The organism is Pseudorhizobium xiangyangii (genome assembly GCF_020531965.1).
GTDB classification, from domain to species: domain Bacteria; phylum Pseudomonadota; class Alphaproteobacteria; order Rhizobiales; family Rhizobiaceae; genus Neorhizobium; species Neorhizobium xiangyangii.
In genome coordinates this window covers 17,694-38,693 of sequence record NZ_JAJAWH010000015.1, presented here as the reverse complement: position 1 = coordinate 38,693, position 21,000 = coordinate 17,694, and the positions used below count along the sequence as shown (strand labels likewise).

Sequence of the window (21,000 nt, the reverse complement as noted above, 5' to 3'; positions counted from 1 at the left end):
GCCAAGCCACTCACGCGTCTTAAGCCCAGGACCGGAAATCGCGGCCTTGTGCAATTCCGGTCCCGAACCACGAATAGGCGTGCGGTCGTCGGGCCTCGGTCCCCTTTTCGAGGTCCGCGCCGATATCGCCATCGCAACAGCAGCACCTGCCGTGATGGCCAACGACCAGAATACCAAATTCAACCGCCTTTTGCGCATACGCGATGACATCCGCCTGGGCCAAGCAGGTCAATCGTGAGGCAATTCGGAAGACGGTGTAACGAGGATGGGAAGAAGCTTGTAGGAGGGCGTTTTCGACTGGGCGTCGTGATGGTCAAGAGGAAACAGCGGGTTTGTCTCAGGGAAATACGCCCCGCACGAGCCTCTCGGGATATCGTATTCGACAACGCGGAAGCCAGTGACTTTGTGCTCCGTCTCCTCGTCGATCGCCGTAGTGAGATCAACGCTCAAGCCGTTAGTCAGCCCCAGCGCGGCTATGTCTTTGCCGTTCATGAAAACCACTTTCCGTGTCCCCTCCACACCGCGGAACCGGTCGCTATACCCATAGATCGTCGTGTTGAACTGATCGTTCGAACGTAGTGTCGCAAGATGAAGCACGTCGGTTCTGCCGGATGTCGACAGATCCGGGAACAGCCTGTCCGGCGTGATGAAGTTCGCCTTGCCGCTGCTCGTCACCCATTTGCGCTCCCGCGCCGGTAAGGGCCGCGGGAAGCCGCCCGGCTGGAACAATCGCTTATTAAAGTCCTTGAACGTCTCCGGATAGGTTGCCTCGATCGCATCCCTGACCGTTCCGTAGTCGCCCACCCATTGATCCCAGGGCACACGGGTTTCACCGAGCGTCGCCTTGGCAATGCCCGCGATAATCGCCGGCTCGGACAAGAGATCAGGGCTGGCCGGTTTGGTTTTCCCGCGCGACCCGTGAAAGTAGGCGATTGAACTTTCCATCGACACGGCCTGGGGACCCGAGGCCTGCTTGTCGATCTCGATCCGACCGAGACAAGGCAGGAGATAGGCGACCTCGCCATGGAGGACATGGCTGCGGTTGAGCTTGGTCGCAATCTGTACCGTCAGGCGCAGTTTGCGCCAGGCTTCTTCCACCGCATTCGTTTCGGGGATCGCTTTCAGGAAATTGCCGCCGAGGCTCACAAAGGCGCGGCTTGAGCCATCGATAATCGCCTTGCAAGTTTCGACGGTGGAGCGCCCCGTCCAGCGCGGCGGCTCGAACTCATAAAGTTCTGCAAGCCTGTCGAGCGGCGCGAGTCCCGGCTTCTCGGTAATGCCGACCGTTCGCTGCCCTTGGACATTCGAATGGCCACGCACTGCACATATGTTTGCGCCGGGCTTGCCAATATTGCCACGGAGAAGGGCAAGGTTCACCACCATATGAACGTTCTGTACGCCCATCAGGTGTTGGGTCAGCCCCATCCCATAGATCGTCAAAACGGCGTTAGACTTCGCATAGGTCGCCGCCGCCTTGGTCATTTGTACGCGGGTCAGGCCGGAAATACGCTCGAGCTCCTCCCAGCGATGTTCGCGAGCAGCTGCTGCAAAGACCTCGAAGCCAGACGTATGCTCCTTAATAAAATCATGATCGAGAACATGCTTCTTATTGGCGGCGGCCATTGAGGCGGCAAACGCCACCATCGCCGCGTCCTCGGGATCGGCAGGCTTGTCGTCATCGCCTGCAACCCGCGAGACATGGGCTGCCGTCAGCGCATCGTCGGCTTCGATCAGTGCCTTGCACACTCCGAACAGAGCCGCGATGTCGCCGCCGTTCCTCACCTGATAGTAGTCGGAGGAAATCGGCGTCTCGTGACCAGTGAGCATCTGGGTCGGAGATTGCGGATTGATGAACCGCTCGAGACCTCGCTCCCGCAGCATATTGAAGGTGACGATCTTCGCGCCCCGATCGACTGCATCCTGGAGATCATGTAGCATCCGAGGCGACGACGTGCCGACATTTTGGGCGATGTAAAAAATGCAGTCAGTATTTTCGAAATCGGATAGGATCGCCGTACCAACCGACGCGCCGAGGCTCTCTGGAAGAGCCACCGACGAACTTTCGTGACACATATTTGAACTGTCGGGCAGGTTGTTGCTGCCATACATCCGGGCAAACAACTGATACATGTAGCTGGTTTCCAGAGAGGCGCGCCCTGACGTGTAAAAATCGACCTGCTCGGGCGCCAGCGCCCGCAACTCCCGGCCGATCTCCGCGAAGGCTTGCTCCCATGACACCGGAACGTACTTGTCTGAAGCGGCATCCCATTTCATCGGGTGGGTCAACCGGCCCTGCTCTTCCAGGTCATGGTCGCGCCCGCTTTCCAGCTCGGTCAGTGTATGGGCGTCAAAAAACGCCCGGTCGGCGCGGCGGCTGGTTACTTCCCAAGCCGTTGCCTTTGCACCGTTCTCACAGAACTCCAGTGGATGGGTCTTAGCCGGCTTCGCCCAGGCGCAACTCACGCACATATAGCCTTCCGGCTTATTCTGGTGGCGCAGCAGACTGCTGCCCCTGAGGGGGATATGTTCGCGAACCAAGATTTCCGTAACGGACTTCGCCGAGCCCCATCCCCCCGCGGGACCGGTATAGGTTCGAACTGTAGGCTTGGTCGTGCTACTGCTCATGACGAACATTCCGGTTTGCAACGTCTCGGCCCTCAAGTCGGTCGGCAACCCCAGAAATGATCATCTCAAGACCGGGCCAAACATTCGATTCCGAAAGCTCTGCGGACAGTTTCGGTCTCCGTTCGGGGAAAATTTCCTTGGAGCCGGGAACATTGGTCGGTGAGGTGAGCAAGCCTGTCGGCGAATTCACTATTTCTCCAGTTTGGCTCCGACCTCAACTCGTAAAGCCGAAGGGACGAGCCGCAGACCGATTCCTTCTGTAGAAAGCCAGGCGGGAACCAGATCGAGGAAACAGGCGCCTCAGATGGACGCTGCTTGAATACTTCCAGTGCCGGAACGATCGATTCTCGGCCACTTCTCGAAAGCGGAACGTCCTGCCTGGCCGCCGATGGCGCTTCCGGCTCGATATAATCGCGGATGTCTGAAGTGCGACTGCTATCAGGTTGATCTGTTCGATCCTGCCCAGTATCACGCGTCATGGGCATACCTCCAACGCGTGACCCAAGATGGGGGAGGTTAATGCCAGCAAAACGGCCGCTTAGTAGAATGTTTTTTGTTTTGCTCATGAACACGCTCCGCTGGACCGAACATCGGATTTCGCAGCATCTAACCAGACCATCGCCGGAGAGTTCCCTTGGATCGTGACAATTGGAACCAAAGCCCGTCCCCGAGGTTGTTAGTGCCGCAATCGGTGGGCCGGACATGACTTCGTTTATCGTACGAGTGGTTTCGAATGTGAGTTTAGACGTGGGATGAAAACTTTTTTCACAACGACATTCGGCCCAACTGAGCTCATGATTATTGAAGCCGTTCTGGAGCATTGGTGCAAAAAGCACTCGCTTGCCAAAGATACGCCGGAGGTGGATTTGGCCGGGGCCGTGATGATCAATCTTTTTAGGGAAGGACATGACACCGTTCCAACTCTTTCGCGAGCGGTAGATAAACACAAAGGTCTTCGTGATTTGATTTAGTTTCCTTCCCTGCGGCTGGCTTAATTCGTCCTTGACGGCAAAGGACAAGCTCCTTCTCGCCGAAGGCACAATTTGAGCGAAAAACGCGGCTTCAAGGCTAATAGGCCGCTCTGCAATGCCTGGAGTCCAAGGATTTCGTGACGATGTGCTGGATCGCGGTCGAGAACGCTCAACCGGTCGCAGATCTGGCGCGCCGTGGAAGTGACCAAACCTGAGACGTTACCAGTGCCCCAAGGGGAGGGTGTCACTACAGAGCCAAAAATGAACGCCGGTCGGTCTTGTCGCATCCGCCAGTTTAGTGGAGTTTCACGGCACCGGCCTAAGGTCTCATCCACGGCAACAACCTCCGAACGGAGTGAAACGTGCGCTCCTGCTCAAAGAGCACACCATGGTCCGTGAGGGCCGGGCCAAACGGGAAATGGCAGGACAAGAGTCACATACCCCCATTCTTTGTCGGAGCAACGATTAATTTCGGACTGACCGGCTCCTCCCGGCTTGTCAGTTGAAGCCGGTTCTTGGACCACAGGGCGAGAACCGGATCGGACTGCCATAAAGTTCCTTCACGGAAACTGGAACTACATGGCGCGCTCCCTGTTTGACTCGATGGGCACTTACTGAGCCATGGGCCAGACCCCCACCGTGAACGCCAATATCGAGCATCCAAATGCCGCACCTCGATCACGAATTTTTTTGACCGCTACCACCTACGCTGACTTGTGCAAGGGAGGACAAGTGATTGAGCCATCGTACCTTTGCATTGCAACTTCGCTCTGCAGCAAATTTGGTGGAAGATGTGCCGGCTCAGGACCTCAGGGCCTTCCTCCGGCGCGCAGCCATAAGGTTGGACAATGTCGGGGGGCCTGTCCTTGCTCCCGACGTTGAGGAGGCGGTGGCTCTCGCTGCTGCCGATTTCGGCCTCAGCTGTGAGGATATAGTGGCAATAATCCTCCGGCATTGGCTGGGCCATAATCGGTACATGTCCCCATGGCATTTTAATCTCGGATTGCCCTGGGGTACCGAAGCGGTGCAAAAGATGGAGCAGCCATGAAAACGACGTTTTAAGCCGAATATTTTCAAGACCCGGTGATTGCCTCCGCCGCTTCAGGCTGACCGACGGGTGCCGAGCCATTTTCATAACACCTGTCCTTTATGCCTCGAGCGGAAGCTGTATTCTTAATAGGGCGGCAGTGGGCCCCGGTGTACGAGCAGGCCATGTCGCGTGGGAATCCGACGCCGCGCCAGCACTTGGGAGGTCAAGAAAAAGAACCTTGCGCTTTCTACCCGAGTTTAAGCTTCAAGCGGCGATGCCTATGCCATACCATAGGTCCCCAGCAGTGCGGTTTTATCAGATGCCATCGTCGTGAAACTTTACGCCTCAGAGATCAGATCCGGGGGTACGTCGCAAATTGGCCGATCCGCCAGAGAACGATACCATCTTACCTGGCCAGGAGATGGAGCCCGAGGCCCCTTTGACTTGCCGCCACCCACAGAGAGGGTGAGGCCTAAATTGTCGTGCTGTCGTGTGTTTCTCGGTCACCTTCAGTGGTGGGCAGGATTGGAAACCTTGGCGGGTCAGGTTGTTCTTGCTCTTGCGCATCAGGATCGACGTCAGCCGTCGGCTGGAAAGGCCCAATGACAAGCGAGGTCCCCCTAGTGCGTTATCCAGGCGGGGCTTTGGCCGGAGGTGTCGCGAAGTTCTTTATGCCCCGCGAAGGGGTAGAGGTCGGTGAGGGTATCCCAGCTCCGGCGAAAGCTAGCGTAGAGGAGAATGTGGTCCCGCTCGTTCCCTCCATCCAGTGCGGCGGTTTCATTCCCAACCTGAGAATGCCACGAGAGGTAAGGTGTGAAGCTAAAACTCAGGTCGGCCCCGCCTCGACGAAATCAAGCGCTAGTCGACCCTCGCGTTATTCAGGATGGGTCGGAACTTCCTCAAGCGGCAGGTGTTCGGCGCTTGTACTAAATGGGTAACGCACCGGAGCATCCGGCACCAGGAGGAACCAAGCATGCTGACCAAACTTCTTACGATTTCTGCATTCACCCTTGGCCTCGCCACTAGCGCGATGGGACAGACCGGTGGTGGCACCTCGGATAGCGGCGGAACCGGTGGCACTGGAGCCGCTGGCGGAACCGGTACATCCTCAGATTCTTCAACTCCAGGCACTGACACCGGCACCGGCTCATCGGCTGACACCGGCTCCACCACCGACGGCACAGAAAAAACCTCTGACGACGATCAGTGCACGGAAACCAGTGCCGAACAGTCCAGCTCTACCCCAAGCGGCTCCGCGCCGACAGCTGCGTGCCCGTAAAACCGCAGGCGACCCAAGAGCCGTTCGGACCTTGGGTCGCTTTGCGAGCGAGAAGCATTCAGGACACAGCGGGGGACCCGAGATAAATGATCCAAATGCCTCCCACCTTAAACTGCTGATTGACTTTGAGAACCTCCTCGCCGTCGAATACGCGGCTCCTTGGCGAGCCGCCTCCGTCTCGGAACACCAAGCTGCTGCTACCCGCAACCGTACCCCGCCCACTATCCGGGATGGGAACTAACGACGTGTCGCGAGGTTCGAATGTCGTGCCAACGCGACCGAGCGCCGGGTGCGCGGCCAGCTAAGGGTATCATCCAGGGCAGCCGCGTACTCGTTTGTTGTCACGCGATGTCGGGGCAAAGCCCCGCTGCGACCAGCAACACGAACTGATCCGTCAGGCTACCGAAGCCCGACTTGCGCAGTCAGGGATTCGCTCAATCCGGGAAGACGACAGATGCGCCATCCCATTCGTTGATGCGGGCTTGCCCGAGCGGTCTATTATCGGAGCCTTCGGCCTACCTTCTTCCGTCTGTGGACCTACTGCACCGGGCGGGGCCACGTAATCCGGCCACTGACGATCGGCGTGCGGGTATCGGCGGGTGCTCATATTGCAGCTCCGGATCGAGCTTCTATACCTGATGGCGATCGCTTCTGAACCTCGACTAGGACCCTCTTGCAGCCCCAATGAGGGGGGTCCGCTCCCCCAAGATGTCCATGGCGCGCTGCCGCGAGATTGCAGCACGGCAAAGGCTGGAGCTATGCCAAGGCGGCAAAGACGACACCCTCTGCGGAACCCTCGCTAGGGCAGGTTGTTTAACTGATGTGCTGGAGGATAAAAAATGGCACTTCATTCGTTGATGGCAGAAATCACCGGCGGGCTCCCTGTAACGGACGATGCAGCCGATGGCGTGCCGCACAAGAGACTAGTCGTTATTTTCGAGGACACCCTTGGCGCCCTAAGAGCGTGGCAAAATGAGCTGTTAAAGATCAACAGTGCCAGGTTGCGCAGCATGGACATCTGCGTCGCGTGCATCCCAAATGATGGGTGCGGGCCTTTGCTGAACGGTCGGCCGGCCGCCCTGCCCGTTGCAGACCTAAAGCTTCAATTCCAGGGAACTGACACCGGTAAGTTTGAAGTGCTTCTGGTTGACTATGACGGAAGCATCATGCTTCGCTCGGACGGCCCGGTGACCATCGAACAGTTGCAAGATGCCGTCACGGGGCTCGGCAATGCGGATGAACAATCGGAACGCCAGACACCGTGAATCTGACGCCCACCCGTAACGTCGAAATGCGAATAATGGACTTGCACGGCGCCCATCAGCCTTCCCGCCGCTGTGAAATGGCTTCTGGTGCGATCAATTATGGTTCTCGAAACCTTGCATCAGACAGGCCCGAGCGAGTAGAGCCCTGCGGTTCAATGGTTTGAGAAGGGCGCTGCAGCTGTCGAAAATGTGCCTTCTCCCGTGCAGCATATCAGACAAGACGCGCTAGGCTGCTTCCTGTTGCATAACGCGACAGCGTGCAACGCCATATCGCCAACGATAGTTCGTGCTCTCCAGACGGCTTTGATAAATCAATATGAGGTCGTCCTGATCGATGAGAACCGTCGAGTGGCCGTTCTCTCCCGCGTGGGGCGGATCCAGTACAGGACCGACGGAAACATATGGTCCCTGCACTTCATCGGCGATAGCGAAGAAGACACGCTGCCTTTGGCCGCGCGGACCGGACGGCAGGAAGCAGGTCGCGTTGAGCAGAATCTTGCCGCTGGGAAGCTGCACTAGCTGTGCACCTTCGATGCCCCATTCATAGTCGGGATCATCTTTCCTGTTGTGATGCGGAAGATCGTGGTGATCGAGGATCTTTCCAAGGCGCTCCCAAGGACCGAACCAGCTATTCGACGCACTTCGCGCAAGATAGATGTCGGGCTGGGGAGCCCGCTCGAATGGCTGCATCGCGGAATAGACGAGGTACTTCTGCCCGCTAAGCTCGGCGGGATGGGGATCGTAAATGCCATGCTCCTCGCTGCCAGGTACCGCTATCAGAGCCGGGTGAAGTACGACCCAATCGAATCCGTCATTCGACACAGCATGCTCTATCCGTCCGTGCGGCTTCATGAACTCCGTCTGGACGAACATGTGGAATACGCCTGCCGCATATATCACACCGGGTGCAGCTATGCCCGTCCCGGTAATCGGAAGCTGGATGTGCGGCTGCTCTGCCCAAGGACCCTCCAAGGCGGCGGCCGTTGCGTGGAAGATAGTCCAGGTTTCGGTTGTCACAGTGCCGCCAGAACCGAACATATGCCAAAGCGTGCCGTCAAAAACCGGGCACGGATCCTTAACGTCATCCAGCTCGTACGGATCAAACAAAGGAAACAGGTTGTTGTGAAATACCACTTCCATGAATGCCTCGATCGGTACGACTATGGACAAGAAGAATCGGTCAGCGCGCATCGCGCGGGCCTTTTATCACAAAATTGAGATATAACAAATCCGTCTGCCCGGCCGCCTTGCGTTAAATGTCGGCCAGATGCGGCACGCTGGGCATCAGGAAGAGGCGTGAGGCGTGGAACCGCCGGGATCCTCCGTAGTTAGATGGCAGCTGAGCGACCGTTCAGCTCACACCGGCGCCCTTAAAATGCCCCGGATATTGGGAGCCAATATGGCCACTTTCCGTAAAACCGCCGCCATCGCGTCTTCGCCGATCCTCTGCTTCTCCCATCTCCGTTGGAATTTCGTCTATCAGCGTCCTCAACATCTTTTATCCCGCGCAGCGGAGGATCATGAGGTGTTCTTCTTCGAGGAACCCGTCTTCGCTGAGGGAATTCAACCGTTCGTCCAGAGGACGCGGAGCAATGAAGGTATCACTGTCCTTGTTCCAATGCTTCCGAAGGCTATGAATGGACCTCAGATCACCCGGGCACTGCGAAGTCTCGTCGACACGGTAGTAGGCGGTATCGGCCGCGCGGATCTTGTGCTGTGGTACTACACGCCGATGGCACTTCCGTTCAGTCGTCATTTAGCAGCTTGTCTTCGGGTCTATGACAATATGGATGAGCTGTCAGCATTCTCCGGTGCGCCGCCCCGGCTGATCGCCATGGAGCGCGAACTTTTTCGAAAAGTTGATGTCGTGTTCACAGGTGGCCAGAGCCTATATGAAAGCAAGAAGAAGCGCCACCCGAACGTTCACGCCTGTCCCAGCAGCATCGATGCCTCGCATTTTGGAACGTCGCGGGAGGCGAGCCAGCGCGAGCCTCACGATCAGGCGAGCATCTCTGGCCCGCGGGTCGGGTTCTTCGGTGTCATAGACGAGCGCATGGATCTGGATTTCCTTGCCAAGGCGGCGGCAATAAGACCCCAATGGCAGTTTGTGATGATCGGGCCGGTAGTCAAAATTGACCCGTCCTCCCTGCCTCAGCGCCCCAACATCCACTGGCTCGGGCCGAAAACCTACGCGCAGCTGCCCGCCTATCTTGCTGGATGGGACCTCGGCTTCATGCCATTTGCCTTGAACGAAGCGACCCGCTTCATCAGTCCCACCAAAACCCCGGAGTTTCTGGCCGCAGGCATTCCCCTTGTGTCTACGGCAATAGCAGATGTTATCCGTCCCTACGGGGAACTCGGTCTTGTCGAGATCGCCCACAGCCCGGAGGATCTCGTCAACTTAGGTACCGCACTGCTCGCCCGGCCGACTCTTCCCTGGCTGACGAGGGTCGACCAGCATCTTGCCGGCATGTCTTGGGACCTAACATGGGCGAGCATGCACCGCATAATGCTGAAATCACAGCCGCAGGCTGGTAGGACGGTGAGCGCTTGGGACGAGGCCGTAAGCCATGTTTGATTGGCTCATCGTTGGTGCGGGATTTGCAGGCAGTGTACTTGCTGAACGTCTCGCTCGGGAGAGAAATGATAGGGTGCTGATCATTGATCGACGGCCGCACATCGCCGGGAACGCGTTCGATCATTACAATACCGATGGGATCTTGGTTCACCGATACGGCCCGCACATCTTCCATACCAACTCGGCACAGATCTTCGACTACCTGTCCAGGTTTACCAGTTGGCGGCCCTACGAGCATAGGGTCCTTGCCGAGGTGGATCGAAAGTTGGTCCCAGTCCCGATCAACCTCGATACAATTAACCAGCTCTACGGCCTTGATCTGACGAGCGAAGAGCTTGCCATGTGGTTTCGGGAGAGGGCCGAAAAAATTGACCCTGTAGTGACGTCGGAAGATGTCGTGGTCAGTCAGGTCGGGCGGGAGCTGTATGAGAAGTTCTTCAAGGGTTATACCCGCAAGCAGTGGGGCGTGGATCCGGCCCAGCTCGATAAATCGGTTACAGCGCGGGTTCCGACTCGCACTAACAGGGACGACCGCTACTTTGGGGACTTACTCCAATTCATGCCTGAACATGGGTACACGAGGATGTTTGAGAATATGCTCAACCATCCAAACATCAAGGTCATGCTCAAGACGGATTTCGAGGATATCCGCGACGAGATCCGTTTCCGTCGGATGATATTTACAGGGCCAATTGATGGGTTTTTTGGGCACCGCTTCGGCAAACTCCCCTATCGCTCGCTCAAATTCCATCACGTCACGCTTGAAAAGGAGTGGCACCAGGCCGTTGCTGTGGTCAACTATCCGATGGAGCACGACTACACCCGGATCACCGAGTACAAGCACCTTACCGGCCAGAGCCACGCCAAAACGAGTCTCACCTACGAGTACCCTTCAGACGACGGAGACCCCTACTACCCTGTTCCACGACCGGAAAACGAGGCGCGCTACAAGCAGTACGAGAACCTGGCAAGGCAGGAACCCGACGTTTGGTTCGTAGGGCGCCTTGCCACGTACCGCTATTATAACATGGACCAGGTTGTGGGTCAGGCATTGGCAACATTCCGGCGGATCGACGCCGCTCTGCCCAGTTTCGCCAACGCGCAGATCAAGGCCCCCTTCCCTCGTCCCGGACGGGCGAACTCGTGACCCCTGATCAAGACAAAGGGCCGCTGGAGCTTTGGGGAGGCGTGGAGTGTACCATTGCCCGACTGGGAGATGAGTACAGGGACCAGATTCGCGAGACCGGCCACGACGCCCGGGTAGGCGATCTCGATGCAATCGCAAGCTTGGGGATTAGGACCATCCGCTACCCGATCCTGTGGGAAACCGTATCTCCGGACGATCCCGAAGAGGCTGACTTTAGCTGGCATGATCGACAGCTTGCGCGCCTGAGGGAACTCGGTATCGAACCGATCGTCGGACTTCTTCATCACGGAAGCGGTCCGCGCTACACGGATCTGCTGGACCCTGCTTTCCCCGATCTCTTCGCTCGCCACGCCAGAAGGGTTGCTGAAAGATATCCCCATCTGCAGCACTTTACACCCGTCAACGAGCCACTCACGACCGCTCGCTTTTCAGCCCTTTATGGCTTCTGGTACCCGCACATGAAGGACGTACGGGCCTTTGTCCGCGCGTTCATAAATCAGAGCAAGGCTATCACGTCGGCAATGCGGGCAATCCGGGGCAGGCTGCCGGATGCGCAGCTCGTTCAGACCGAGGACTTTGGCAAGACATTCAGCGGTCCCAAGCTGAAGTATCAAGCTGACTATGAAAACGAACGGCGCTGGCTGACATTCGACGCACTGTTTGGCCGTATCGTCCCCGGCCATGCCTGGTACCGGACCTTCCTCGATCACGGGATTACGCCGCACGAGCTTGACGAGCTGGCGGAAATGTCCTGCCCGCCTCAGATCATAGGAATCAACCATTATCTGACCAGTGAGCGGTTCCTTGAACATGACGAACGATTGTGGCCACCGGAGGCACAAATTGGAAGCAACGGCCGCCATGCCTATGTGGATCTGGAGGCCGTGCGCATGCGCCTTCCACCGGACGAAATCGGCCTCCAGGCACGGCTGAAGGAAGTGTGGCACCGTTACAGGACCACAATCGCTATTACGGAAGCCCACCACGGATGTACGCGTGAGGAGCAGTTGCGCTGGCTCTCCGAGGTCTGGGAGGGGGCGCGTCGTGTCCGGATTGAGGGATGCGACATCAAGGCGGTGACGATCTGGTCCATGTTCGGCGCAGTCGACTGGAACAGCCTCCTACAGGAGAAATCTTCTGCATATGAGCCTGGCCCCTTCGACGTCAGAGGGACAAGGCCACGCCCCACCGCGCTCGGTGCGGCCGCAAAGGCTATTGTCCGTGATGGTCATTTCGACCACCCGGTACTCGACATACCAGGCTGGTGGCGACGGCCAGACCGATTTTACCACCAGCACGCCTCGACAATGGCAAGCGTCTCCCGGGGTCGGCGGCTGCTCGTCGTGGCGAGTGGCGCCGGTGGGATGGCGCTGCAAGGTATCCTTCAACATCGCGGACTTGCATATTCAGTCCTGCGCCAATCCGATACGCGGCTCACGAACATCGCTGATATTCGGGATCTTTTGGACGAGATGGGCGCTTGGGCTTTTGTCCGCCTTTCCACGGGCTCAGACGAGCGCCTAAGTTTCCTGCTAGGCCAGGCCATGAAGGCGCACAACTTACGCTCCCTCGCATTTCAACTGCCACCGGGGACCTCCGATAAGTCATCTCCCTGGGCCGCACCGAACCGAGGGGAGCCATACTCCTCGAGGTTCTCCGACTTGGCCCTCACGATCCGATGCCCATCCGCTTTTGGCGCCGGGTGCAACCACACTGATATCTCAATCCTATTGCGGGAGCTGCGGCAGGGGCGGCGGGTTCAGCTTTGCGCACATACGAAAGCAGTCGGAGCCTATCTTCCGGACCTCTTTCATGCGGGCCTGGATCTTCTGATAGATGGAGCGGCCGGTGAATGGTGGCTCGCCAATAGCGGAGACATCTCATGGCTCGAGTTCGGCCGAATGCTCACGGGAAAGCCAGATGTTCGCGAAAGAGGTCAGGCCGATACATCAGAAACAGATAGCAATCGCGGCTCTCTCCTGACGAATGATTTCAGCCTTATGCCGAGCCTACTGAATGCAGCCGGACGGTACTTCCAAGAACTGGAGCATCACCCATAGCCGGTTGAAAAGTTCGCGCGCGTAAGCAGAATGAGCACCGGAACGCGAGTTCGGAGAGCTTTTCCCGCCCGCTGGAACAGGAGAAGCGGGCGACGCTCAATGCAAGCCGGCAATCATAGTATACCCGTATGCCGCTACAGGGAGTGTTCAGCGGCGTTTCAACCACTGCTAGCGGTGCCTCGAGTTGACTCTTCCCGCCACCGACAGGACTGCACATGCGGCATCGGGGGATTTAATTGCAAGCGGAATGGATACGCGAGCGATCCTGGTTAGAGGTCGAGATAAAAGCTGCATTGGCGCAGTCAATCCGACGAGCCAGGCTCTGACATCTTACGGTGCTGCTCGGCCAGCATCCCTGCTGGTGTTACGTTTGCGACAGCAGCTTGAAGCTTGTTTTTCCAACCGCTGACAATGTCTCCCTCACCGTTCAGCATCGCCTTAAAACCGGCTTCAGCTACGTCCGCCGGGTCATCCTTTTTTTGTGCCCCGACAGCGGTATCAAGCATGTCGGCCCTGCGAAAGAACTCGGTCTCTGTAGCACCAGGCATCAAACAGGTGACAGTTATCCCGGTGTCTTTCAGTTCGTTTCTAAGCGCGAAAGAGAAACTGTTGATGAAAGCCTTCGTGCCGTTGTACACCGCCTGGAAGGTACCCGGCATGAAACCCGCGATGGAGCCAGTCAAGAGAATGCGCCCCTCCCCGCGCCCTCGCATCAGATTGCCGATTTCGTGAACGAGATAAATCGTGCCGGTAATGTTCGTATCGACGACATGTTGGACACGCTCAAAATCTTGGTCAAGAAAGCCGTGACCCAATCCGCAGCCCGCGTTGGCCATCAGTAAATCAACCGGCCAACCGGTTGACTGGATGTACTCCAGCAGCCGGTTTACTCCTTCAATTGTCGAAAGGTCGGTCTGGACGGTGTCGACCGAAACCCCTGCTACTCGGAGCTGAGCAGCAGCATCCTATTTTGGGTTCATCAGCCGCGATGATGAGATCGTAGCCTGCTTCAGCTGCACACCTTGCTAGCTCGAAGCCGATCCCTGTAGAGGCCCCTGTGATCACCGCGATACCACTGTGGGATGAGCTAACTGTCACATTGCCTCCTCGGCTGTCAGCCAGATTGGACCGGGCCGAGGGTGGTCTCGCCCGACATCAGTTATCTCATCGACTAACCGCTTCTCGGACCGGATGTTCCCGGGGGCGAACGACCAACGTCCGCCAGTCCAGTATTTAGATGGCTACGGCCTACATCCTTCCTGTTGCCCCTAGGCGCTGGGACGGCCGCTTTGGGAAAGCTGGGCGGAACTGCGCGCTAGATAACCAAAATTCAAAAATGCGCCACGCTAGCAAGGCCTCACTCTGATCGGCCGTGCCCGAGGCATAAGGAGTTACAAGGACAAACGGCCAATAAAGGCGACGTATAAAGTCGTGTGATGACATCAGACCCGAACATCACTGCAATGTTCTATGCTGGCCGTTTCCAGCTCGGCGTGTAGTCAATGCACTGTCGGTTCCTCAGGATTAAGAAGATTCTCCAGGCCTATGTCCCTGACACCTTCTTCGAACTCTTCCCATGCAGCTTCGTCGCTTTCGAACGGTTCCGTCCACAGCACTGAATTGCTGTCCTCGTCGACGAGTTCGAGGCTCCATTCACTCGACTCTTCCAACCGATAGATGTGGACCTCCACCTTGATGTCGCCGCTTACGACTGTGCAGGAGCGGGTCGAGACGACAATTTTTGGATCTTCTTCGGACATCCCGTTCTCCTTATTCCGGCAGTTTTTCTGCTCGCCGTGGCCATCCAGTTGGCGCAGAAGTGAATTGCGGACGCGAATGGCATAGCTCGGGTCCGACAGTCCTGGCGCTCCGCCCATACGAAAAACGAGCTTGTGCTCAGATCTGTTCCTAGGACGCACGCGGGGCGCCACCTCTCAATTGGTGCCCACAGGGTGGACCCGGATTTTCGAGACGACAATCAAAACTTTTTCATGTTCATTCGTTTTCTATCGGCCTATCAAGATACGCAGGTTGTGCCACAAAGCGTCCTTTCGGGTTGTGCCTGACTCGGTATAAAAACTGTGAGCAGGCTCATCCGATCACGATGGCGCGAAAGACTGCACCACCGACGCGGGACTGAAGTCTTTTAGAGCAAGTGGCCACGCCAGTGTGCCGTTGCGCGGCTTGCCAGAAATTTCAAGAAGATGCTTGCCCGGCGGAGATGGAGGCGGAGGCGGATACCAGGTCATGCGTCTCGTTTACGGCACATTCCCCAAGGGTCGATTCACGCTCACACCTGCTAGCAGGTCGCTTATCGCAGCATCGCGAGGGTACTTGATGATTCGATCGTCTCTTGTCGAACTCGCTTGTGGGCAGTTCAACCCGGAAAGAGATATATCACAATCAATGCTGCCGCAGCAAAAATTCCGGCAACAGCGATTGCAATCGTCGACCGATTTGAGAAATCCTTATAGACCGCGAAGCCGTACGCGGCGCCGATAGCAGCCGCGCCTCCAACAATAAGTAAAACGCCAAGACAGGTCTCCATAGGCGTTTGCTACTCCCCCGTCTCCAACTGGTTCCACCCTCGCTGAACCTTGGTCTTTGGATGATCATTGCCACCCTTCGGAAAAGCCTCTGCAACAACTGCCTTTTGATTTTGTTCCTGTCTGGGCGGATTAAAATCAGGATGTGGTCAAAGTCCCCCCCGCAGTGTCTCGCCCTAAAGAAGGTCCTATTATATATGATTGGCTGCCCAGGGGGTCACCATGGGGTGGCCAAACGAGCCCGCTCGTCGCCCCTGCGAAAATGACGCAGCGCGTCTACGCAAAGGTCACGTGGCGATCCCGTTAAGCAGATACCCATGTCGTCTAAAAGTAACGGAACTTCTGAACGCTGGAGCTGTTCTAGCAAACACCTTGAGGACATTCGTGATAAAGCGAACATCATCAAATTCGAAAGATGCACATCCGCGGACTGCACAAGCCGAACCCGAGTCGGCGGTCCTGCCATGGGGCCAAGATAGTTCAAAGCATTGATGGATACTGATCTCCATGGTCACCCAAGGTCAGGTGGAAACAGAATCCGGAGGAACACACGGTGAAAAGAGGACACGGATATGGGCATTAAGAAAGATATCATTGAACAAGATGCCAAAGGGCAATACGCAAAATCAATCGGCGACAGAAGGGCTACCGGCGTAGCTAGCGCCAAGCCAACCGTGATCACCGGTTCGGAAGATGGAACTGCTCACAAGATGCCTCCTGACGCCAAAGGTCGTGTGCCCGAGAGTCCCGACCACCATGATCCTGCAGAAAGAAATGAAGACACCTTGCGGCGCTCCCGTTAACGTATTTGTTTGGAGAAGTATCGGGGCACTCCGTTGAGTTTTCGTTTAACCGTCGTTTTCGCGCTCAACGGGTCGAGGATGAATCTCGATACGATCCATTCTCGAGCATACAAGCTCCGCGACCTGGTCGAACAGGAACTGGCTGACGCCTGTGTTCCCTTCGCCGAGCGCTCCGACCTCCCTCAGCGTATGCGATGACTCAAAATCTGAAGACTTGAACGAAAAGGCCCTTGCCGTCCTCGCTGGTGATGGAGGAGACACCAGGACTGCGAAGTCCTGAATCGTCCGCTAGCTCTTCGTCAATCCCCGATTCACCAGGGGAAACAAATGAAAGGCCTGCCGCGGGAGGCAGGTGCGTGTTTTACGAAAGGAACCGAACAGTTGCTGGGAAGAAGTGGCCCGGCGGGTTGGCCTCCAAAACTGATCTTGATTGCAGAAGCGGCCTGCCTGTTTCGATCGAATGGAACAACAGCTGCCCAATCGAGTTCGTACCACACCTTTCGGAAGACTCCGCCCTCCAGCGCACCCGGCGGTTTTGAGCGTCCGTTTTGAACCTTGTACCTGGGTGCAGCCCGCCTTTTGGAAAAGTCATGACCGTCCCGACCGCCACTTACCGCATCCAGTTTCGCGAAGGCATGACCTTGGACCGCGCCGCGGAGCTGGTGCCGTACTTGAAACGCCTCGGCATCAGCCATCTCTATGCCTCCCCGATATTTACCGCCACCACCGGTTCCACCCATGGGTATGACGTCACAAACGCCAACGAAATTGAGCCGTCCATCGGAGGTCGCGCAGGTTTCGACCGTATGGTCCAGGCTCTGAAATCCGCTGGCCTCGGCCTCATCCTTGATATCGTACCGAACCACATGGCGGCCTCGCTGGAAAATCCGTGGTGGCGCGACGTGGTCGAGAACGGCGACAATAGCCGTTACGCCAGACATTTCGATATCGATTGGTCTCGCAGGTTGACCCTCCCCTTCCTCGGTGACACCTTTGAAAAGGTACTGCAAGCCGGCGACATTTCGGTGAAGCGTGATCCAAAGAGCGGCAAACCGGCGCTCGCCTATTACCATACCTTCTATCCAATGGCACCGACGACCTATGCCGGTCGCGAGGCGGAAGTCCTGAGCCTGACAGACAAGGTCGGATTGGCAAAGCTACACGACCAGCAACCTTATCGGCTGATGTCGTGGCGGGATGCAGCAAGCGACCTCTCTTACCGCCGTTTTTTTGAGATCACCGGCCTTGCGGGCGTCCGTGTCGAAGACAGCGCGGTATTCGATGATACCCATCGGCTCATTCTTGAACTTGTGCATTCGGGCGCGGTAGATGGCCTGCGCGTGGATCATGTCGACGGCCTGGCCGATCCGAAAGCCTATTTGGAGCGCCTGCGCCAGCAGGCGGGCCCTGACTGCTATATTACCGTCGAGAAGATCCTTGGTGAAGGGGAGCATATCCCCTCCGGGTGGCCGATCTCCGGGACGACCGGCTACGAGTTCATCTCCGCGATCAGCGATGCGCTGGTGGATGGTGAGAACCTAGATGAACTTTGCACCGCCTATGAGATGGTCGCCGGCCGGCCCGTGGATATGGAAGCAGAGCTGCGCGCCGCCAAGTTGCTGATGGCGGACCGGAACTTCGCCGGCGAGGTCGCGACGCTGCTGAAGCTCGCGCGACAGATCGGTCAGGCCGAGGATCGTGAGTCCGGCAGGCCGTATGATGAGCTCAAGGGGGCGCTGCGCGAACTGCTCGTCAGCTTCCCCGTTTACCGGACCTATGGCACACGGTACGGCCTTCCACCTGAAGGCAGGCAGATGCTTGCTTCGGTCGTGCACAAGGTGCGCCATGGACCGAACGCGCCCCCGCCTCAGGCTCTCGCCTTTTTCGAACGCATCCTGGTCGGTGATGTGGAACAGTCGGTCACTGGCCTCGCCTCCGCCTTCCGTATTCGCTTTCAACAGCTGACCGGCCCGCTGATGGCGAAGTCCGTCGAAGACACGCTGTTTTACCGCCAGCACATGGCGCTCGCCTTAAACGAAGTCGGCGCTGAACCGCTTCCTCGTGCTTTTTCTCTTCAGCGTTTCCACAAGGAAATGCAGGCCCGTCTCGAACACCAGCCGGATGGGCTCTCCACCACCTCGACCCACGACACTAAGCGCGGGGAGGACGCTCGCGCCCGGCTTTACGCAATCACGGAGGCGCCGCAACTCTGGTCCAATGCGGTTAACCGATGGCGGGAGATGAACAAGGCCCAAGTCACGACGCTCGAAGATGGCCCGGCCCCAGAGCCGGCGGTCGAATGGATGCTGTATCAGGCGCTTGTCGGCGTCTGGCCAGCGGACCTCCAGCCAGAAGATGCAAAAGGTCTGAAGGCGCTCGAGGAGCGCTACGTCTCATACGTCGAGAAGGCAGTGCGCGAAGCAAAGCTCAGGACCGACTGGGGCGACAGCAACGAGGCCTATGAGGCGGCCGTAACGGACTATGCTCGTCATCTGCTCGCACCGGACAATCGGGATTTCCTTGCCGATTTCACTGGCACAATCCAGCCTTTTGTGCGTGCCGGCCTCGTGAACGGCATTTCCCAGACGATCGTCAAGCTCACGGCTCCGGGGGTAGCCGATATTTACCAGGGCAGCGAAGGTCTCGATTTTAGCCTCGTCGATCCAGACAATCGCCGACAACCGGACTTTGGCATGCTGAATAACAATTTGCTCAAGACCGAGCTGACGCCTGACGAAGAAGACGAATGGCGCAGCGGTCGTCTAAAACAGCATATGACTGCGGCCCTGCTGCACCTGCGCCAACAAAAGCCATCGCTCTTCGCGAGGGGTGCCTACATACCGGTTGTTGCCAGTGGTGCACGACCCGAACTTGTTATTGCCTACGCACGCGCAGACACTACCGACGCAGTTATCGTGATAGCTGGGCGCCTTGCCTTCCACGACAATGAACCCCTCGTTTTGAAACATTGGCAAGGGCTGACGATCACGTTGCCAGACGTCCTTCGAACCCGTCGTTTCGTTGACGCGTTCACAGGGCGGGACATTGATCTTGACGGCGAGATAGACGTTGAACTTGCCACCTCCGGCCGACACTACGCTGTCTTAAGAACCGTTTGAACCGGTGTATCAACAATTCGCTCCACCTCGAAAGGCAACATGTTCCAAAGCTCGAGATTCACGCTATTGTCCCGCCATGGGGCCTGCTTTGGAGCGAGCCCTGACGGCGAAGATCAGCACCTCCTCAACAAGGGCATGAAGAATTTCTGGGGCTACAACACCCTCGGCTTCTTCGCCATGAGTCCGCGCTATTAAGGTCCACACGGCAGCCAGGGGCGGTCGCAACATGGTGGGGTGGTTCCACTATACCGGTATCGAGGTGATCCTGGACCCGGTTTACTTTCACGCGTCCCCGCGCGCCGCAGCTTGCCAGCAATTCGCTGCGCTATTGGAAGTGTGCCGGTCATTGACCTGCCGTCCCGAGGAAAATTATCACAAAGTTACTTGGCCAGAGGCTCCTCGGAACTCATGGCGAGTGCTGCCCATTCAGTCTTTGGATTCCGCTGCTTCAGTGGACCCTTGGCTCAGTCTCAACACCGTTAGGACCACCCATGTCGAGTGATCAGATCTGGCTCTGCCTATCCGGCGGTAACGCGCTGGGAGCTTATCAAGCTGGCGCATACGAAGCGCTCAGCGAAAGTGGTGTGCAGTTCACCCGTATAGCGGGAGCATCGATTGGCGCAGTGAACGGCGCCTTGATCCTCGGAAACCGCCCTGAGGAGCGGGTGGCGCGCCTACAAGAATTTTGGCGCGTGGCCGCTGACTCTTCGACTGCCGCCGTCAATCTCGGCGGGTTTGCTCATATGGAACGGATGCGGTCATCGATCATGTCACTGTTGGTGGGAAAGCCGGGACTGTTCCGGCCGTCGTTCCCCGGTCCTTGGTCGGCATTGCCCTTCGTAGCATCTGATGACAGCTTGTTTAGAACGGAGCGGCAACGAGAGACGCTAAAGCGATTGATTGACTTTGAACTTCTCAACCAGAGCGGAGTACCGTTCCAGGTGACCGCTGTCGATATTGAGACCGGGTCCGACGTGGCGTTTGCAAACTCTGATGTCCAGCTGTCGATCGACCATATCATGGCGAGTACCGCATTCCCCATCGCATTTCCTTTGGTGAAAATGAACGGGCGAACCTATGGGGATCCAGGTCTTTCCGCCAACCTCCCCCTTCGAGCACTGTTCTCACGCTCCCCTCAACAAGAGGTAGTTTGCATCTGCCTTGACCTTTTTCAAGGTCCGGGGGTTGTACCTCGATCGCTGGAGGAAGCAGTCGGTAGGACCTCCGACCTTCTGTTCGCAAGCCAAACTCGACACGCGATTTCAGAGGTACGCAATGGGCTTCAGGACGCAAATGGCCCATCCGTGACTTTGATCCACGCTGCTTATGGCGGAGACGAGGAGATAGGGCTAAAGGCAGTTGACTACTCTCGCAGCTCCCTTGCCCAGCGTTGGAAATCGGGACACCGCGACGGGATTAAGATTGCAGAATTCCTCCAGAATCCACCGACGCGGCGGCGCGGACGTTTCGACCTATGGCGCAAGTCAGTGACCGGAGTGCTGGAATATGATGGTTGATCTTGCGCGGCTTTGAAGCGCTGTCGCCCTCGGATTGTGCGGAGCTGGAGAAAAGCCAGA

Annotated in this window: 11 protein-coding genes and 1 pseudogene; 8 read left to right on the top strand and 4 right to left on the bottom strand. The window is 57.3% G+C overall.

Features of this window, described 5'->3' with window-relative positions; all coding sequences use genetic code 11:
• Window positions 1-228: 228 nt before the first annotated feature.
• On the bottom strand, window positions 229-2,625 hold the full coding sequence (locus LH464_RS14770; protein WP_226787168.1) for an FdhF/YdeP family oxidoreductase: 2,397 nt from the start codon (window positions 2,623-2,625) through the stop codon (window positions 229-231).
• 752 nt (window positions 2,626-3,377) lie between these two features.
• Between LH464_RS14770 and LH464_RS14765 the strand changes: the two genes are divergently transcribed.
• Window positions 3,378-3,596: a hypothetical protein gene (locus tag LH464_RS14765; RefSeq protein ID WP_226787167.1), complete on the top strand. Its 219-nt coding sequence runs from the start codon at window positions 3,378-3,380 to the stop codon at window positions 3,594-3,596.
• A 3,148-nt stretch (window positions 3,597-6,744) separates the two neighbouring features.
• The gene (locus LH464_RS14760; RefSeq protein ID WP_226787166.1) at window positions 6,745-7,170 is read left to right on the top strand and encodes a DUF4174 domain-containing protein; all 426 of its coding nucleotides are present in this window, start codon (window positions 6,745-6,747) and stop codon (window positions 7,168-7,170) included.
• A 225-nt stretch (window positions 7,171-7,395) separates the two neighbouring features.
• Here the strand turns inward: LH464_RS14760 and LH464_RS14755 are convergent, their stop codons facing one another.
• Window positions 7,396-8,310, bottom strand: coding sequence for a hypothetical protein (locus LH464_RS14755; protein ID WP_226787165.1), 915 nt, complete (start codon window positions 8,308-8,310; stop codon window positions 7,396-7,398).
• Between the two features lie 163 nt (window positions 8,311-8,473).
• Here LH464_RS14755 and LH464_RS14750 point away from each other — a divergent pair, with 163 nt between their 5' ends.
• Genes LH464_RS14750 through LH464_RS14740 form a run of 3 tightly spaced genes read left to right on the top strand, consistent with a single transcriptional unit; the run spans window position 8,474 to window position 12,955 of the window.
• Window positions 8,474-9,748, top strand: coding sequence for a glycosyltransferase family 1 protein (locus tag LH464_RS14750; RefSeq protein WP_226787164.1), 1,275 nt, complete (start codon window positions 8,474-8,476; stop codon window positions 9,746-9,748).
• Window positions 9,741-10,895, top strand: coding sequence for a UDP-galactopyranose mutase (glf, locus tag LH464_RS14745; RefSeq protein ID WP_226787163.1), 1,155 nt, complete (start codon window positions 9,741-9,743; stop codon window positions 10,893-10,895). The genes LH464_RS14750 and glf overlap by 8 nt, the downstream gene beginning before the upstream one ends.
• Window positions 10,892-12,955, top strand: a complete 2,064-nt coding sequence (locus LH464_RS14740) for a family 1 glycosylhydrolase (protein WP_226787162.1) — start codon at window positions 10,892-10,894, stop codon at window positions 12,953-12,955. Before glf ends, LH464_RS14740 begins: the two co-directional genes overlap by 4 nt.
• A gap of 302 nt (window positions 12,956-13,257) precedes the next feature.
• Here LH464_RS14740 and LH464_RS14735 read toward each other — a convergent pair.
• Together LH464_RS14735 and LH464_RS14730 are read right to left on the bottom strand one after the other, a co-directional pair.
• Window positions 13,258-14,053, bottom strand: a pseudogene (locus LH464_RS14735) (SDR family NAD(P)-dependent oxidoreductase).
• Between the two features lie 401 nt (window positions 14,054-14,454).
• Window positions 14,455-14,715, bottom strand: coding sequence for a hypothetical protein (locus LH464_RS14730; RefSeq protein ID WP_226787161.1), 261 nt, complete (start codon window positions 14,713-14,715; stop codon window positions 14,455-14,457).
• A 1,358-nt stretch (window positions 14,716-16,073) separates the two neighbouring features.
• Here LH464_RS14730 and LH464_RS14725 point away from each other — a divergent pair.
• The 3 genes from LH464_RS14725 (at window position 16,074) to LH464_RS14710 (ending at window position 20,940) form a co-directional block, all read left to right on the top strand.
• Window positions 16,074-16,304, top strand: coding sequence for a hypothetical protein (locus LH464_RS14725; RefSeq protein WP_226787160.1), 231 nt, complete (start codon window positions 16,074-16,076; stop codon window positions 16,302-16,304).
• Between the two features lie 590 nt (window positions 16,305-16,894).
• Window positions 16,895-19,423, top strand: a complete 2,529-nt coding sequence (treY, locus tag LH464_RS14720) for a malto-oligosyltrehalose synthase (RefSeq protein WP_226787159.1) — start codon at window positions 16,895-16,897, stop codon at window positions 19,421-19,423.
• 491 nt (window positions 19,424-19,914) lie between these two features.
• The gene (locus LH464_RS14710; RefSeq protein WP_226787158.1) at window positions 19,915-20,940 is read left to right on the top strand and encodes a patatin-like phospholipase family protein; all 1,026 of its coding nucleotides are present in this window, start codon (window positions 19,915-19,917) and stop codon (window positions 20,938-20,940) included.
• The last annotated feature ends 60 nt before the right edge of the window (window positions 20,941-21,000 follow it).

Excerpts from the sequence above, each read along its gene's own strand:
- LH464_RS14770 (WP_226787168.1), bottom strand. The coding sequence starts at position 2,625 with ATGAGCAGTAGCACGACCAAGCCTACAGTTCGAACCTATACCGGTCCC.
- LH464_RS14765 (WP_226787167.1), top strand. The coding sequence starts at position 3,378 with ATGAAAACTTTTTTCACAACGACATTCGGCCCAACTGAGCTCATGATT.
- LH464_RS14760 (WP_226787166.1), top strand. The coding sequence starts at position 6,745 with ATGGCACTTCATTCGTTGATGGCAGAAATCACCGGCGGGCTCCCTGTA.
- LH464_RS14755 (WP_226787165.1), bottom strand. The coding sequence starts at position 8,310 with ATGGAAGTGGTATTTCACAACAACCTGTTTCCTTTGTTTGATCCGTAC.
- glf (WP_226787163.1), top strand. The coding sequence starts at position 9,741 with ATGTTTGATTGGCTCATCGTTGGTGCGGGATTTGCAGGCAGTGTACTT.
- LH464_RS14730 (WP_226787161.1), bottom strand. The coding sequence starts at position 14,715 with ATGTCCGAAGAAGATCCAAAAATTGTCGTCTCGACCCGCTCCTGCACA.
- LH464_RS14725 (WP_226787160.1), top strand. The coding sequence starts at position 16,074 with ATGGGCATTAAGAAAGATATCATTGAACAAGATGCCAAAGGGCAATAC.
- treY (WP_226787159.1), top strand. The coding sequence starts at position 16,895 with ATGACCGTCCCGACCGCCACTTACCGCATCCAGTTTCGCGAAGGCATG.
- LH464_RS14710 (WP_226787158.1), top strand. The coding sequence starts at position 19,915 with ATGTCGAGTGATCAGATCTGGCTCTGCCTATCCGGCGGTAACGCGCTG.